The organism is Streptomyces sp. NBC_01481, assembly GCF_026339995.1.
In the GTDB taxonomy this organism is placed as follows: Bacteria; Actinomycetota; Actinomycetes; order Streptomycetales; family Streptomycetaceae; genus Streptomyces.
Genome location: NZ_JAPEPT010000001.1, coordinates 1239306 through 1254625, shown reverse-complemented (window position 1 = coordinate 1254625; position 15320 = coordinate 1239306). Strand labels below are relative to the sequence as shown.

General features: G+C 70.4%; 15 protein-coding genes, 1 other RNA gene and 1 pseudogene. 7 read left to right on the top strand and 10 right to left on the bottom strand.

Annotated features, from left to right (window positions below; all coding sequences use genetic code 11):
* Positions 1 to 97 precede the first annotated feature (97 nt).
* Positions 98 to 745 carry an SIMPL domain-containing protein gene (locus OOK40_RS05785; RefSeq protein ID WP_266477029.1) on the top strand — a complete coding sequence of 216 codons (648 nt, stop codon included), beginning with the start codon at positions 98 to 100 and terminating at the stop codon, positions 743 to 745.
* 518 nt (positions 746 to 1263) lie between these two features.
* Here the strand turns inward: OOK40_RS05785 and OOK40_RS05780 are convergent.
* Positions 1264 to 1476: a hypothetical protein gene (locus OOK40_RS05780; RefSeq protein WP_266477028.1), complete on the bottom strand. Its 213-nt coding sequence runs from the start codon at positions 1474 to 1476 to the stop codon at positions 1264 to 1266.
* 89 nt (positions 1477 to 1565) lie between these two features.
* Positions 1566 to 1997 carry an ATP-binding protein gene (locus OOK40_RS05775; RefSeq protein ID WP_266477027.1) on the bottom strand — a complete coding sequence of 144 codons (432 nt, stop codon included), beginning with the start codon at positions 1995 to 1997 and terminating at the stop codon, positions 1566 to 1568.
* A 121-nt stretch (positions 1998 to 2118) separates the two neighbouring features.
* On the opposite strand from OOK40_RS05775, the gene OOK40_RS05770 reads away from it, so the two are divergent.
* Positions 2119 to 3501, top strand: a complete 1383-nt coding sequence (locus tag OOK40_RS05770; protein WP_266477026.1) for an XRE family transcriptional regulator — start codon at positions 2119 to 2121, stop codon at positions 3499 to 3501.
* On the opposite strand, the gene cutA is transcribed toward OOK40_RS05770, so the two are convergent.
* From cutA to OOK40_RS05755, 3 genes are all read right to left on the bottom strand, one after another.
* Positions 3502 to 3822, bottom strand: a complete 321-nt coding sequence (gene cutA / locus OOK40_RS05765) for a divalent-cation tolerance protein CutA (protein ID WP_266477025.1) — start codon at positions 3820 to 3822, stop codon at positions 3502 to 3504. It lies immediately after the preceding gene.
* 229 nt (positions 3823 to 4051) lie between these two features.
* An RNA gene (gene rnpB / locus OOK40_RS05760) (RNase P RNA component class A) lies at positions 4052 to 4455 on the bottom strand.
* Between the two features lie 81 nt (positions 4456 to 4536).
* Entirely contained in the window at positions 4537 to 5106 is a 570-nt protein-coding gene (locus tag OOK40_RS05755) for a Uma2 family endonuclease (RefSeq protein ID WP_266478917.1), read from the bottom strand.
* Between the two features lie 181 nt (positions 5107 to 5287).
* Between OOK40_RS05755 and OOK40_RS05750 the strand changes: the two genes are divergently transcribed.
* Together OOK40_RS05750 and OOK40_RS05745 are read left to right on the top strand one after the other, a co-directional pair.
* Complete coding sequence (locus tag OOK40_RS05750) at positions 5288 to 6091, top strand: MerR family transcriptional regulator (RefSeq protein ID WP_266477023.1); 804 nt, start codon at positions 5288 to 5290, stop codon at positions 6089 to 6091.
* The gene (locus OOK40_RS05745) at positions 6088 to 6708 is read left to right on the top strand and encodes a hypothetical protein (protein WP_266477022.1); all 621 of its coding nucleotides are present in this window, start codon (positions 6088 to 6090) and stop codon (positions 6706 to 6708) included. The genes OOK40_RS05750 and OOK40_RS05745 overlap by 4 nt, the downstream gene beginning before the upstream one ends.
* On the opposite strand, the gene OOK40_RS05740 is transcribed toward OOK40_RS05745, so the two are convergent.
* Positions 6659 to 8098: an RNB domain-containing ribonuclease gene (locus OOK40_RS05740; RefSeq protein ID WP_266477021.1), complete on the bottom strand. Its 1440-nt coding sequence runs from the start codon at positions 8096 to 8098 to the stop codon at positions 6659 to 6661. The genes OOK40_RS05745 and OOK40_RS05740 overlap by 50 nt on opposite strands.
* Before the next feature lie 272 nt (positions 8099 to 8370).
* Here OOK40_RS05740 and yaaA point away from each other — a divergent pair, with 272 nt between their 5' ends.
* Together yaaA and eda are read left to right on the top strand one after the other, a co-directional pair.
* Positions 8371 to 9153 carry a peroxide stress protein YaaA gene (gene yaaA, locus OOK40_RS05735; RefSeq protein ID WP_266477019.1) on the top strand — a complete coding sequence of 261 codons (783 nt, stop codon included), beginning with the start codon at positions 8371 to 8373 and terminating at the stop codon, positions 9151 to 9153.
* 56 nt (positions 9154 to 9209) lie between these two features.
* Positions 9210 to 9821: pseudogene (eda, locus tag OOK40_RS05730) on the top strand (bifunctional 4-hydroxy-2-oxoglutarate aldolase/2-dehydro-3-deoxy-phosphogluconate aldolase); the annotation flags it as partial.
* 157 nt (positions 9822 to 9978) lie between these two features.
* Here eda and OOK40_RS05725 read toward each other — a convergent pair.
* The 4 genes from OOK40_RS05725 to OOK40_RS05710 all read right to left on the bottom strand — a co-directional run bounded on the left by OOK40_RS05725 (position 9979) and on the right by OOK40_RS05710 (position 13694).
* The gene (locus OOK40_RS05725) at positions 9979 to 10824 is read right to left on the bottom strand and encodes a GNAT family N-acetyltransferase (protein WP_266477018.1); all 846 of its coding nucleotides are present in this window, start codon (positions 10822 to 10824) and stop codon (positions 9979 to 9981) included.
* Between the two features lie 61 nt (positions 10825 to 10885).
* Positions 10886 to 12127, bottom strand: a complete 1242-nt coding sequence (locus OOK40_RS05720) for a bifunctional RNase H/acid phosphatase (RefSeq protein WP_266478913.1) — start codon at positions 12125 to 12127, stop codon at positions 10886 to 10888.
* Between the two features lie 8 nt (positions 12128 to 12135).
* Positions 12136 to 12879: a zinc ribbon domain-containing protein gene (locus OOK40_RS05715; RefSeq protein WP_266478909.1), complete on the bottom strand. Its 744-nt coding sequence runs from the start codon at positions 12877 to 12879 to the stop codon at positions 12136 to 12138.
* A complete protein-coding gene (locus OOK40_RS05710; RefSeq protein ID WP_266477016.1) occupies positions 12876 to 13694 on the bottom strand; it encodes a Nif3-like dinuclear metal center hexameric protein in 819 nt (272 codons plus the stop codon). The genes OOK40_RS05715 and OOK40_RS05710 overlap by 4 nt, the downstream gene beginning before the upstream one ends.
* 273 nt (positions 13695 to 13967) lie before the next feature.
* Here OOK40_RS05710 and OOK40_RS05705 point away from each other — a divergent pair, with 273 nt between their 5' ends.
* Positions 13968 to 15113, top strand: a complete 1146-nt coding sequence (locus tag OOK40_RS05705; RefSeq protein WP_266477015.1) for a hypothetical protein — start codon at positions 13968 to 13970, stop codon at positions 15111 to 15113.
* The last annotated feature ends 207 nt before the right edge of the window (positions 15114 to 15320 follow it).

Below are 15320 nucleotides of genomic sequence, written 5' to 3'. Positions count from 1 at the left end.
CAAGCCCCAACAGACAACCGCTGGGTCGGCCCTGAGGCGATGTTGGGCGGACCTGAAACCGCACCTCGCTGACGGCTCACCTGCTTGGATGGGCGGCATGAACGGTACTCAGTCCATAGACGCTCCTTGGGGCATATCCGTGTTCGGCGCGGCGAGCATGGATGCCACACCTGATGTAGCCCGACTTCGCGTGGCGATCAAGCAGACGAGGCAGAAAGCGAGCGAAGCGTTCGAGGTCACGCGTGGCAGCGTCAACCAGATCCGGGACGTACTGCGCGGCCACAGGGTGCCGGACACTGCCGTCTCCACGTCGCGTCTGAACCTGGAGTCCACATGGAGTTACGGCAATGAGCGCAAGTTCCTCGGCTACGAGTGCACAGCCGCCTTTGTGATCGAGCTGCGTGAGCTGGACATTCTGGAGGCGGTCCTCATCAACGTTGTCGAGGCGGGGGCGAACGAGGTTGCCGGTGTCGAGTTCGACGTGAGTACCAAAAAGGAGCTGCGAGCCGAGGCACGCACGGCCGCTGTAGCCGCCGCCCGTGAGAAGGCGGCTCTGTACGCGGCGGCCGCCGGTGTCCAACTCGGCCCCGTCATCCACATCAAGGACGTCGACTCCGATCAGCTGCAGAACTCCTACCGTGGGCACGGCCAAGCGGGTAGGGGCGGGGGTGAGGGTGACCTCGCCCCCGGCAAGGTCACCGTGACTGCAGGTGTCGTGATCGGTTTCTCGATCGTCGGTGGCTGACAACACGCACAAAGGCGCGGTGCCCCGCCAGGAGTGCCGGGGCACCGCGCAGGCACTGTCTCGATACGCCGAGTTCTCCGAGACAGGGGACGCCTACGCTCCTCCGCCCGTGACGGTTCAGGGCGTCAAGGTGGCGACCTTCAGCGGTTGTCCGTTCCGGCCGACAGCTTCGGGGAGAGCGCCGTCAGCTGGGGCGAGGGAGTCCGCCGTCCCTTGTGTTCCAGACTCACTGGCGACTTGAGGCTGAGGCTTGTCCCCTAATTGATCTTCGATGAGGCGTGGGCGAGGTCGACCGTCGTTCGGCCCGATCGCCTATCCGGCGAGGGCGAGGATCGGATTGCTGAAGCACCTTGAGTCGTTGCCCTGGAAATCACCACACTCAGTGCAGGTGCTGGTTCACGACGAGGAGGACGAGTGCTTTGGCCTGTGGATGATCCACGACGGCCGACTCGTGACCGCCAACGGCATGTACACCGCGATCCAGAAGACGACGATCCCGAAGGCGAATAATCGCTGCCTCATGAGTCCGTGCCACCACTCCGCGCGTTGACCAGAGTGGCGCGGAAGAACGCCGTCGTGATCCCGCGGAAGCCGGTGTGCCCGAGCGCACCCGCATGCCGGAGACACCACAGCTCCGGCTCGTCCTTGCTTTCCTCCGCGTCGGAGGACTCGCCGCACGTCGTGCACTCAGCCTCGTACACCGGTCCGCTGCCCTGCTTGTCCGTGGTCAACGCCCAGTCCGCGAACCGAATAACCGGGCGAGGTCTCGCAGGCTGACGATTCAGCGCGCTAGCTTCCACTGGTCCCTGAGTAGCGTCCATCAGCTGTCTCCGTCCTGAGGCGGCACCGCCATGAGAGCCCACACGGACTTACCGACCCCACCGCGTTTGCTTACGCCCCACTGGTCCGCCAGCTCGCTGACCAGGACAAGCCCTCGGCCGCTCTCCGAGTCACTGGTAGCGGCATGCTTGTGAGGCCACACATCCGAGCTGTCATGCACCTCAATACGGAGGTCTTCGCCAGCCAGTTGGAAGCGGGTTTCGATCTCACGCCCCGGCGAAACGTGCGCATGCCGGACGGCGTCCGTGACCAGTTCTGAGAGCACGACGAGAGCCGCATCCTCAATCTTCGCCAGGCCCCAGGCGGCGAGTGCCTTGCGCAGCTCGACACGGGCCAGGCCAACACACCGCGGATGACGAGCCCATCGGCACACCATCTCCGGGCTGTTCAGCGCATCCTCTCGCTCCTGCATAACTCAGAGGATGGCGAGCTCAACGCCCCATCGATTCCCGGCGATAGGGGTACCCATGATGGGTAACTCGGCTCGGAGAATCACTGATATTCCTTGTGCCCAGGCAGATTCGAGGAAGCGCGTGTCAGGAGACCTCTCACCAGCGGCATTACCGGCCCATGTGCTAGGCCGCGCCGATGTGCAGGCCGCGCTGAAGCGGCACGACTTCGGACAAGTCTTCAAGCTGGCCCGGCAATGGGGCGGAATCAGCTTCCTGAAGATCGCCGACGCGTGCGACATCAAGCCGGAACGAGTGGGGAAGCTGGCGCGCGGCGACGGAGCGATCACCACGTACGAGAAGATGGCGTACATCGCCGACGCCCTGGGCATCCCCGGCCACATGATCGGGATGGCACCGCGCGCCTGGGAGCGTGCATCAGCGCCGGCGTTCGCAAGCCGTCCGGAGCTGATCTCTCCCCTCGCAGCTGTCGCCCCAAGAATTTCGGACGTTCCCGAGACCGATGATCTGGGAGCCGTCGATCTCGAAGGAGACGAAGTGCAGCGCAGGAGGTTCCTCGCCGCTTCTCTAGGTATCGCCACCGGAGCCGCCTTGACGCCAGGAGCCCCGGCCGGCCGCCGCATTGGGCACCGGCAGGTGCAGCACCTTCAACGGCGCACCACCCGTCTTCGTAGCCTCGATGACGTACTCGGCGGAGCCGACACCCGGCACATCTACCGCGCCGAACTCGGCACCACGATGAACCTGTTGCGCCACGCCTCGTACACCGAGACCACCGGCCGACAGCTCCTCAGTCTGGTGGCGGAGCAGGCGCAGCAGGCAGGCTGGGCGGCGTTCGACGCAGGGCGACAGACCGAGGCATCAGCTCTCTACGAGAAGGCGTTTCAGGCGGCGACCGAGGCGCAAGACGCGGCGCTGGCGGGCAACTCCCTCGCGTTTCTCGCCTACCAGCAGGTCAGCACCGGAACATCTGGCGTGGCGACCGCCGCCGCATCCTGCGAGACAGCCAGCGCAGACGCACCCGCGACTGTCCGGGCCCTGCTCTTCGAACGACGCGCTTGGGCCCATGCCAAGGCAGGCCAGGCGAAGGAGACCGAGCAGGCACTCGGCCAGGCTGAGGAAGCCCTGACGGGGAACGGCAGCGAGCGTCCCGGGCCCGACTGGTCGTCGTGGGTCGACACCCGCGAGCTCCAGATCATGAAGGGCCGCTGCTGGACCGAACTGCACCGGCCGCTACGAGCAGTGCCCGCGCTCGAAGCAGCCTTGGCCGACTTCGACGATGCCCATGCCCGAGACAAGTCGCTGTACCTCACCTGGCTGGCACACGCCTACCTGGACGCAGGCGAGATCGAGCAATCAGCAACCGTGATCGCCAAGGCCATGGATCTCTCCACCGGAGTCGGCTCCGTCCGACCTCGGCAGCGCGCCGACGAGTTCCTGCTCAGGCTTCAGCCGCACCGGGCCATCGCGCCCGTCGCCGAGGTCCTGGACCGCGCGGCCATGTGATCACTCAGCGACGCTGCGGGCGATCCAGTCCAGACCCGCCGCAGAGCCCTCCACGATGGGCACCGCGTTGATCTCGGGGTTCTTCCACGGGTGGTGCTTTAGCAGATGTGCCTCAAGTTCGCGGTACCGGGCCGCCGTTGTCTTGAAGATCACCTGCCATTCCTCGCCCTCACCGAATTCGCCCAGGTGCCAGAACACCGAGGTGACAGGGCCGACCACCTGCGCTCCCGCAGCCAGACGTACCTCCGTCGCTCCCTTGGCCAGTGCTACCGCTGCCTCACGACTCTCCGTCGCTGTGTACACCTGCACGCACTCAGTCATGAGCCAGAGCCTAGGCCGGACCACGACCCGCCAACCAGGCCGCGCAATGAGTGCTCCTCAGAGCCCCCGCGCGACGGCTGCCCAGCAAAAGGATTTCGAAGAAGGCTTGACTCTAGCCATCGCAGCGCGAGGGTGTGCGGGGCCGCGGAACGACTAACTCACTCGATTCGACCCCGCAAACTCGAGCCGACATGAACACCCACTCTGACCTGGGCCAGAGCGGGTGTGGCAGACGAGTCGGGCTGTACGCCGGGTTCTGTGCGCCCGGGACCTCGCGGTCGTCGGGGCGACGGCCATCCATCTAGGACCGGCGTTGCCACCGGTCTCGTGCGGTCTACCCGCGGACTCGGGCGGGCAGCCCTCGAACGTCCGCGCAGGGCCCCCTGTTACAGCGGCCCCTCTTGACCTTGCTCCAGGTGGGGTTTACCTAGCCGCCTGAGTCACCTCAGGCGCTGGTGGTCTCTTACACCACCGTTTCACCCTTACCGAGGACCGAGGTCCCCGGCGGTCTGTTTTCTGTGGCACTGTCCCGCGGGTCACCCCGGGTGGCCGTTAGCCACCACCTTGCCCTGTGGAGCCCGGACGTTCCTCGGGAAGATCCGAAGATCTCCACGCGGCCGTCCGCCCGGCTCGTCTGCCGTGACGACCATGCTACCTGGCGTGCGCGGGGACGAATTCCGCCGAGCCGGTGTGAGGGAGCGGCGCCGACGGTCCTCACGTGAGGGCGGCGGTCTCCAGGTCGAAGGCGAATGGCTCGGGAAGCGTCAGGGACTTGCCGAACGACACGGAGCACCGCTGGCCGTAGTCCTCGCCCTCGGGCTCGCTGAAGAGCGTGACCGAGGACTCGTCGCGATCGACAAGCAGGTACAGAGGGATGCCCCCTCGCGCATAGCAGCGCCGCTTGACCTCACGGTCGATCTTCGCCCGTCTCGATGTGACCTCGACGACGAGTTCGACACCGTCGCACGGCATCCAGGGGTCCGCACCCCGGTACAGCCGAAGCTCGAGGGGGGCGAAGGTGGCATCCGGGATCACATGGCTCTTGGGGCAGCTCCCCCCGCTCGGCAGCTTGAGGCCCTTGTTTCCGGCAAACTGCATGGGGGTCTGTGAGCGCCTGATCACCTGGTCCACGATCAGGCCAATGTAGTCCTCATGATCCCCGTCCGGCGGCGGCGTCACAACGATTTCCCCCTCGATCAGCTCCGCCCGGAAACCCTCCGGCGTGTCCAGCGCCAGGAAGCCCTCCAGCAGGATGTCCGCCTGCGTGAGCGGTTCATGCGGCATGGCACTCATGTCACGCTCCTTCCTCGGTCGCTCGTCAGACTGGGACATCGCCGTACCCGCCGTCCGTTAGATGTGGATCGTTCCCTCGATCGTGGCACACGATCATGGAAATCCGGAGGCGCTCACGGCGGCCGCAGGTCCGCCTTGACCCTGCCGCAACGTCAGGGTTTCTACTGAAGCCATGAGGATCGGAGAGATCGCCGCACTCGCCGGCGTCACGCCCCGCACCGTCCGCCACTACCACCACCTCGGGCTCTTCCCCGAGCCCGAACGTCTCCCCAACGGCTACCGCGACTACCGCCTCCGGCACGCCGTCGCCCTCGCCCGTATCCGGCGGCTGACCGAGCTCGGCCTCGGTCTCGCCGAAGTGCGCGACGTACTCGCCGACGACGCCGGGCGCGAGCTCGCCGAGGTCCTTCAGGAGCTCGACGACGACCTCGCCCGGCAGGCCGCCGCGATCGCCGGTCGGCGGGCCCGGCTCGGCGGTCTGATCGAGCAGGCGCGGGCGGGGCTGCTGCCTGCCGAGGGACCCGTGTCCCCGGAGCTCGCCGGGCTCCTCGGGGCGCTCGCACCGAGCGATTCACCGATGGCCGCCAAGGACCGCTCGCATCTGGCTCTGCTCGACACGATGGTGGAGCCGGAGCAGCGCGACCGGCTGTTCGCGGCACTGCGCCCGCTCGCCGAGGATTCCGAATTCTCCGTGCGGGTGCAGGAGTTGTACGAGCGCCTCGACGACCTCGCCGACGCGGATCCTGACGACGCCCGGGTGGGGCCCCTCGGTGACGAGCTGGCCGCGTGCATGCCCGACGAACTGCTGGAGCTGATGGTCGAGGGGGCTCAGACGGACGGGGCGCAGAAGGACGTGGCGCAGAGTGCCGACAGCGCCTTCGGCGACGCCTTCCTCGACGACTTCGCTCCCGCGCAGGCCGCTGCCGTACGACGGATGCTGGCCGCGCTCACCGTACGCGCCGGGGAGCGGCGATGAGAGCTCTGCGCCGGCTGCTCGCTCACGAGGTGCGGGCGTTGCACAGCCTCGGGCTCTGGGTGGCCCGACGGCGGCACGCAGTGGCGCCGGGGGCACACGCGGCCCCGTACACCGGGCCGCAGACCGCCATGATGTACGGGTTCATCTTCGTGTCGGTCGTCGAGACCGTGGCGCTGGCCGTCCTGGTCCCGTGGCCGCTCGTGCATGCGATCACGCTGGTCGTCGATGTGTACGGCGTGCTGCTGATGGTCGCCCTGCACGCGTCGTGTGTGACGCGGCCCCATGTGGTGGGACCGGACGGATCACTGCGGATCCGCTACGGCGCGCTGTTCGACCTGCGGATACGGGCGGACGAGATCGTCGGCGCCCGCGTCGAACGGCGTTATCCCGAGGGGCGGTTGATCCAGCCGCGCGACGACGGGTCGCTGGAGCTGATCGTCGCGAACCAGACGACGGTGGCGGTGGAGCTGGCGGCGCCTGTGCGCTACGTACGTCCGCTCGGGAAGGAGGGGCGGGCCCGGATCGTGCGCTTCCACGCCGATGACCCGAAGGCGCTCGTCCTCGCGCTCACGCGGGCGCGAACCGCACCTTCGCCGAGCCCGGGTCCGCCTGTGTGAGCCTCACCCGCAGGCGCTCCCCCAGCGGCAGTTTCGCCTCGCCGCCCGCGATCCTCGCGATCACCGCCGGGTCCTCCAGGTGGACCGTGCCGACCGCGGGTTCGTCCTCCTGCACATCCACCACGTACGCGTCGAAGATCTCGCCGATCCGTTCCTTCAGCAGCGCCGCCTCGACGATGTCGACGCACTCGCGCTCCACCGTGTTGGCGCGGCGGGAGCCGTCCGCCATCTCCTTGGGAAGTGCCTCCAGCGCGGCCGAGACCCACTCGGGCGGCTCCTGTCCGGCCACGGCGGCCACGCACAGTTCGCCCGCGTACCGGTCCACGAGCCGACGGAGCGGGGCTGTGCAGTGTGTGTACTCGTCGGCGACCGCCGCGTGCACCGCCGGTGAGGGCAGTGCGCCGCCCGCGAAGGAGCTGTAGCCCGCGCCGCGCAGCAGGCTCGTGCACTCCTGCAGGAAGGCGGCGTGGCGGGCGTTGTCCGGGTCGAGGGAACGGACCACGTCCGCGTACGAGACATGGTGCGGCCAGTCGATGTGCAGGGCTTTGGCCGAGCGGCGCAGCCGTGCCACCGCGCCGTCCGGGGCGGTGGGCAGCGTACGCAGGATGCCGGTGCCCGCCGCGATCATGAGGTCGGCCGCGACCATGCCGGTGAGCAGCGAGATCTGGGCGTTCCAGGCATCGGCGGGCAATACGGCACGGTATGCGAGGACGTACGAGCCGTCCCGCTCGAGAACTTCCTGTTCGGGGACGTTCAGGGAGATCCCGCCGCGTTCGCGCTCCAGGTTCTCGCGCAGCAGCCCGATGTCCCTGAGCAGCGCCAGCGGCTCCTCTGCGGTGCCCGCGTCGATCTGCCGCTGCACGCCCTCGTAGTCGAGCTTGGCCCGGCTGCGTACGAGCGCGCGCCGCACCTCGGTCGCGACGGTGCGGCCCTCGGCGTCGAGGTCGATCTGCCAGAGCAGCGCGGGCGCGGGGTGGTCGGGCAGCAGGCTGGCCGCGCCTTCGGAGAGCACGGCCGGATGCAGCGGAACCTTGTCGTCCGGGAAGTAGAGGGTCTGAACGCGGCGGTGGGCCTCGGCGTCGAGCACGCCACCGGGTGCGACGAAGGCGGCGACGTCGGCGATCGCGTACTGCACGCGGAAACCGCCGCCGCGGCGCGAGAGGTACATCGCCTGGTCGAGGTCGACGGAGGCCGGCGGGTCGATCGTGAAGAAGGGGATGTCGGTGGCGTCGTGGCCGGGCAGGCGTGGGGCCCGGGCGGCCGACTCCGCCTCGGCGAGGACCTCGGGCGGGAAGTCCTGCGGCACGTCGAGCGTCGTACGCAGCTCTTGCAGCGCGGCCCGCAGCGGAGCCTCGGCTGCGCCGGTCACAAGCATCTTGCGGCGGGGCATGGACCGAGCGTATGGCGGGGTGGGGTCCTTGGCACCCCGTACGCTGACGCAGGGGCCGCGGGCGTGTTTTGGAAGTAGCGCCGTCCGCCCGAAGGGCGGGCCCCGCGGCGTCTGGCGCGTGCAATCGCAAGGCGGAGGATCGCCCTCGTACTGGACGTACTTGGGCGACTCCGACAACATCGCGAGTGTGCGTGCCAGGCGTCGCGGGGCAGGCGGGACTTGCAAAACACGCCCGCGCCCCCCGCCCCCCGTACGTACGAAGGAGTTGTGCCGTGCTCGTGCTGTTGCCGCCGTCGGAAGGTAAGGCCGCTTCCGGGCGCGGGGCTCCGCTGAAGCCGGAGTCCTTGTCGCTGCCGGGTCTTGCCGGGGCACGCGCCGCGGTGCTGGACGAACTGGTCGAGCTGTGCGCCGCCGACGAGGACAAGGCGCGGGAGGTGCTCGGGCTGAGCGAGGGCCTGCGCGGCGAGATCGCCAAGAACGTGGAACTGCGGACCGCGGGGACCCGGCCGGCCGGGCAGATCTACACGGGCGTCCTGTACGACGCGCTGGACCTCGCGACGCTCGAGCCGGACGCGCGACGCCGGGCGCGGCAGTCGCTGCTGGTCTTCTCGGGGCTGTGGGGTGCGGTGCGGATCACCGACCGGATTCCGTCGTACCGCTGCTCGATGGGCGTGAAGCTGCCGGGGCTCGGCGCGCTGGCTGCGCACTGGCGGGAGCCGATGGCGTCCGTCCTGCCGGAGGCGGCGGGCGACGGGCTCGTCCTCGATCTGCGGTCCTCCGCGTATGTGGCGGCGTGGAAGCCGAAGGGGGAGGTGGCGGGGCGTACGGCGACGGTGCGGGTGCTGCATGCGCCGACCCGGAAGGTGGTCAGCCACTTCAACAAGGCGACGAAGGGGCGGCTCGTGCGGGACCTGCTGACGGCGGGCGCGAAGCCGACGGGTCCGGCGGAGCTGGTGGAGGTGCTGCGGGACCTGGGGTACGTCGTGGAGGCGGAGGCTCCGGCGCAGGCGGGGCAGCCGTGGGCGCTGGACGTGCTGGTCACCCAGATCCACTGATTGCACTCTCTGCAACGCTCGTTGTGCCAGATGCAGGGGCCCGACAGGATGGGCGTATGCCCTCCGTCCTGGACCTCGCGCCCGTCGTTCCCGTCGTCGTCGTCGAGGACGCCGCCGATGCCGTACCGCTCGCGCGGGCCCTGGTCGCGGGCGGCCTGCCCGCGATCGAGGTGACGCTGCGGACGCCCGCGGCGCTGGACGCGATCCGCGCCATCACCTGCGAGGTTCCGGACGCGATCGTCGGCGCGGGCACGGTCGTCTCCCCGGACGGCGTGGACGCGGCGATCACGGCGGGTGCCCGGTTCCTGGTGAGCCCCGGCTGGACGGACCGACTGCTCGACGCGATGCAGCAGTCGGGAGTGCCGTTCCTGCCGGGGGTCTCGACGACGTCGGAGGTCGTGGCACTGCTGGAGCGCGGGCTGAGCGAACTGAAGTTCTTCCCGGCCGAGGCGGCGGGCGGCACGGCGTATCTCAAGTCCCTTGCCGGGCCGCTTCCCCAGGCCCGCTTCTGCCCGACGGGCGGCATCTCGCTCACGTCGGCACCGTCGTATCTGGCACTGCCGAACGTGGGCTGCGTGGGCGGTACGTGGATGCTTCCGGCGGACGCGCTCGCTGCGCGGGACTGGGCGCGGGTCGAGACGCTTGCCCGCGAGGCCGCCGCACTTAGGGGGTGTCCGGCGGATCATGCTGGGCTCGCGACGCCCTGCGACTCCGTCTCCTGCGTTGTCGTCGGTCGGCATGGCTCCGCCATGCCTCCCTCCTCCGCCTTGGATCCGAAGCCGCATGACGCCGCTCCCTGATCCAGCCTGATCCGCCGCACACCCCCTAGCTGAAGGCCAGGTCCACGTAGTCGGCGAGCGGGCGGTAACCGAGCCGCTGGTAGAGGGCGTTGCTGGTGGGGTTGGCCAAGTCCGTGAAGAGCAGCACCTGTTCGGCCCCCGCGTCCAGCGCGGACCGGCTGACGGCAGCGGTCACCGCTCCCGCGTAGCCGCGGCCGCGCAGCCCGGGCGGGGTGTAGACGGGCGACACCCGGGACTGCCCGGCGAGCAGCGGCGAGCGGGCGGCCATGGAGACGGGCTGCCCGCCGGTCTCCCACAGGTACAGGCATCCGTCGGCAATGCGGCGTGCGACGTTCTGGGTGTGGTCGGCGTCGGATCTCTCGCCTATGTCGGCCGCGAACTTCTTCATCCAGGCGGCGGCCAGGGGCACGTCGTCAGCGGTGGCCTGCCGGGCGGCGCCCGGGGGTGCCGGGCGCTTGGGCGTGAGCTCGCCGAGCCGCAAGAGCCGCAGCCGCAGGGCGACGGTCCAGCCGCCGCCTCCGGTCCACGCCTCGGCGAAGGCCTGGGCGGAGCCCTCCCCGCCCTTGACCCCACGGACCGGGACCCCGGCGCCCCGCAGCGCCTGAGCGAGCTCGCGGGCGAGGGGCTCCGCCATCGGGGCGAGCAGCGGCGGCTGGGGCGGCGTCTGCAAAAACGCCGCACCCACGGCACCGCCGCCCTCCTGCCACCAGCCGAACCGCGCGGGTTCGGCTGCCCCGAACGCATGCGGCCCGTGCCGTCGCACCGTCTCGCTGACGGTGAGCAACGCGGTACGCCGCGCGGGGTCCCGCGCCAGGTAGTCGCCCGCCGCGCGGTGGAACTCCTCGACGTCCTCGGTCAGATGCCAGGTCATGCCAGATGTTCCTACGGGCAGGGGCGCGGGCGCACCCGTATTTGCCCCCGCTGTGTGCCCCTCAGCGCAGGTGCGACGTGTCGTTCAGCAGGCGCACCGACGCGGTGCCGTCGCTGTAATACGCCACCGCCGAGATCGACGCCGCCGAGAGTTCCATCCGGAACAGCGACTCCGGCGGGGCGCCGAGCGCCAGGCGGACCAGGGTCTTGATCGGGGTCACATGCGTGACGAGCAGGACCGTACGGCCCCCGTAGCGCGCGATCAGTCTGTCCCGCGTCGCAGCGACCCGGCGGGCCACCGTCGCGAAACTCTCGCCGCCGCCCGTCGGCTCCACCTTCGGGGAGGCCAGCCAGGCCGACAGGTCGTCGGCGTACCGCTCCTGGACCTCCGCGAACGTCAGGCCCTCCCACGCGCCGAAGTCCGTCTCGCGCAGGCCCTCCTCGATGCGGACGTCCAGACCCAGCCGGGTCGCGGCCGCCTCCGCCGTCTCGCGGCAGCGCTTGAGCGGGGAGCTGACGATCTCCTGGACCGTGCCCCTCGCCGCCAGGGCCGCGGCGACCGCCTCCGCCTGGCGCATGCCCGCCGGGGACAGGGACGGGTCGGTGCCGCCGCTGCCCGAGAAGCGCTTCTCGGGAGTGAGCGGTGTCTCGCCGTGGCGCAGCAGTACGAAGGTCGCGGGCGTGCCCAGGTCGGCGGGCCCCCAGCCGACCGACTGCTCGGCGCCCTCCGGCTCGGCGACCGCTTCGCCGGCAACCGCTTCGCCGGCGGGGCCGCGCCCCGCGAGCGCCGCCCTTGCCTTCGCCGCGCCCGCCGCCGCGTCGCCGACCACCCGCGCCGCCTTCGCGTCACGCGCGTCAAGGGCCGCCGTGGAGCGCGAGGGCTCCCACTGCTTGCCCTTCTTGCCCGCGTCCATCGCCTCGTTGGCCAGCCGGTCCGCGTGCTTGTTCTTCTCGCGCGGGATCCACTCGTACCTCACCTGCGAGGCGGGAAGGACGCGTGAGGCCTCGGCCGCCAGCGGCTTCATGTCCGGGTGCTTGATCTTCCAGCGGCCCGACATCTGCTCCACGACGAGCTTGGAGTCCATCCGGACCCGGACCGAGGCGTCGGGGTCAAGGGCCTTCGCGGCCTTGAGACCGGCGATCAGGCCCTTGTACTCGGCGACGTTGTTCGTCGCCACACCGATGTACTCGGCCGCCTCCGCCAGCGTCTCCCCCGTCTTCGGGTCGATGACCGCGGCGCCGTATCCCGCGGGGCCCGGATTCCCCCGGGAGCCGCCGTCCGCCTCGACGACGAACTCGCGCAGTACAGGCACTACAACCCCGACTCAGCCGTACGGACCAGGATGCGGCGGCAATTCTCGCAGCGCAGCACCGTGTCCGGGGACGCCGCCTTGACCTCGTTCACCTCGGTGATGTTGAGCTCCAACTGGCAGCCCTCGCACCGGCGCTGGTAGAGGCGGGCCGCGCCCACCCCGCCCTGCTGGACGCGCAGCTTCTCGTACAGCTTGAGCAGGTCCGCGGGCACGGAGCCCGCCATGACCTCGCGCTCCTTGGTGGCCGAGGCGATCTCGCCGTCGATCTGCTCCTGCGCAGCGTCGCGGCGCGCGGTCGCGTCGTCGACCTTGGCCTGGACGGAGGTGACGCGCCCGGTCAGCTCGGTGGCACGCTCCTGCGCGGACTCGCGGCGCTCCATGACCTCCAGGACGACGTCCTCCAGGTCGCCCTGGCGCTTGGCGAGCGAGACGATCTCGTGCTGCAGGCTCTCCAGGTCCTTGGGTGAGGTGACGGCGCCCGAGTCGAGGCGCTGCTGGTCGCGTACGGCACGCTGGCGCACCTGGTCGACGTCCTGCTCCGCCTTGGTCTGCTCGCGGGCGGTGTCGCTCTCCTCGGTCTGCGCGGCGACCAGTAGATCGCGCAGCTGCGTGAGGTCCTTGGTGAGCGATTCGATCTCGGCGTGCTCGGGCAGCGTATTGACCTTGTGGGCGAGCTGCGACAGCCGTACGTCCAGTGCCTGGACGTCGAGAAGTCGGATCTGGTCGGCGGGCGCGGCGTTCAGTTGGGGGCTCCAGGAGAAGAGTGGTGGGCGGACCAGGGGTCGGTGACCGTGTGCGAGACGTGGACCCGAAGGCCCCAGCCGTGCCGGTCGGAAATCGCGTCGAGCTGGGCGGCTGCCTGCTCGCACCAGGGCCACTCGGTGGCCCAGTGCGCGGCGTCGACCAGCCCCAGGGGTGAGTGCTGGGTGGCCTCGGAGGCCGGGTGGTGGCGCAGGTCCGCGGTGAGGAAGGCGTCCACGCCCGCGGCCCGTACGACGTCGAAGAGGCTGTCGCCCGAGCCGCCGCTGACCGCGACCGTGCGCACCAGGGCGTCCGGGTCGCCCGCGATGCGGATGCCCTGCGCGGTGGCGGGGAGCCGCTTTGCGGCGCGCTCGGCGAATTCGGCGAGGGTCTCGGGATGGTCGAGCTCGCAGATCCGGCCGAGGCCGCTCTCGGGTACGAGGGGGCCGGTGACCCGCAGGTCCAGCGCGCCCGCGAGGGCGTCGGACACGCCGGGATCGGCGGTGTCGGCGTTGGTGTGCGCGACGTGCAGGGCGATGTCGTGCTTGATCAGGGTGTGCACGACCCGGCCCTTGAAGTGGGAGGCGGCGACCGTCGTCGTACCGCGCAGATAGAGCGGGTGGTGCGTGACGATCAGCTGGGCCCCGAGCCCGATCGCCTCGTCGGCGATCTGCTGGACCGGGTCCACGGCGAACAGTACGCGGGTGACCTCGGAGTCGGGGTCGCCGCAGACGGTGCCGACGGCGTCCCACTGTTCGGCCCGCTCGGGGGGCCACAGGGCGTCGAGCGCGGCGATGACTTCAGACAGACGGGGCACGGACACAGGTTACCTGCGCCGGGTGCCCCGGTGGCCTGGGCTCCTTGGCCCAGTTCTTCCGGGCTCCTGCCGGCTGCGGCGGCGCAGGGGGACGCGTGCTCCCGGCACAGCAGTCAGAGGTGCTCACCTGAAGCACCACATCCCCGCTGAGCACACTCGTCCCCCGCCCCTCAGGCGAATCCCGGCTCGGCCACCCGTATGTGTGAAACGACGGGCTCGTGCTGTTCGGCAGGAAGTGCGATACCTAGCTTCGTGACCGGAGGTGACGATCCCATGACAGCCTGTGCCATCGAGACCGCCGCGGAGGACGGATCCGTGGCGAGTACGGGGTTCACGATCACCGCGGGCGGGAGCTACGCGGCCCGGCTGGCGGGGGACGGTGAGGCCCTGTTCGCCGAGCGGTGGACGCTCGACGGGCCCGAGCCCTATGCGGTGCCCCTGCCGCTCGGGCAGCCCGAGGAGCGTGACGCCGATGTCCTGCCGCTGGCCGACGGGCGGGTGCTGATCCGGCGGCGGGTGGAGAGGCGGCATGCCTTCTCGCTGCTGTACCCGACCGGGCCGGGGACCGGTGAACTGCCGCTCGGCGGCATCGAGTCGGCGGAGCTGAGGCTCCTGCCACCCGCGCCGGACGGCGTCTGCGCCTACGCCCTGGCGCCCGGCCCCAGGTCGACCGCGATCTGGCTGGTGGCGGGCGGGGCCTTCGGTCCCGAGCATGTCGCCGAGGTGCCCGGGCGCTGCTCCGGCGGGGTGTGGCTCGACCGTACGGGCCGGATGCTCGCCCTGGACCGGCAGTTGGAGGGCGGCCCGGTGAAGGCGGTGGCGGTCGACCTGGAGCGGGGCGGGGAGGTGACACCGCTGCTCCAGATCACCGAGGAAAGCGACGACCGGCTGCTGCTGGCCGCCCCGGACAGCGGCCTCCTCGTGATCCGCTCGAACGCGCCGGGCCACGACCGGATCGGCTGGGGCGTGCTGGGCAGCCTGCTGCCCGTGCGCTTCCCGGAGTGCCTGCGGCTCGCGGACTGCGCGGTGACGCCGTTCGCCGTGCAGCCGGGTCAGGTCCTGACGCCGGAGAGCTGCGCGGTCGCGCTGCGGATCGACGGGGCGGCGGGAAGCTGGCTGGGCATCTGGTGCCCATCGGGACGGCGGCTGCACCAACTGACAGCGCCGGAAGGGTGGTTGGCGGGAGCCGGGCTGTGGAGCCCGGAGTGCGTACTGCAACTGCCGTACGCGACAAAGGCGGTGCCGTGCGGGGTGGCGCGACTCGACGCGTCGGCGATCACTGCGCGAGAGGTGATCACGGAACCGGCACAAGCGGAATGCGCAGGTGGGGAACCGTACGGGGGTGCGGGGGCTCCTGGTGCGTGGAAGCCTGTTCCCTTGCGGGAGGCGCCTCTCGGCGGGGGTACGGCCGGTGGCTAGCGCAGGGGGTGACGGGGGGTGCGCCGGCGGCGCTTTCCCCCACCCCGCCCCTTCCCGTAACCGGGGCTCCGCCCCGGACCCCGCTCCTCAAACGCCGGAGGGGCTGAACTATTCAGCCCGTCCGGCGTTTGAGGACACGCGCGAAGCGCGTACGGGTCCGGGGCGGAGCCCCGATTCGGGAAGGGGCGGGTAGGGGAACGCTCCGCG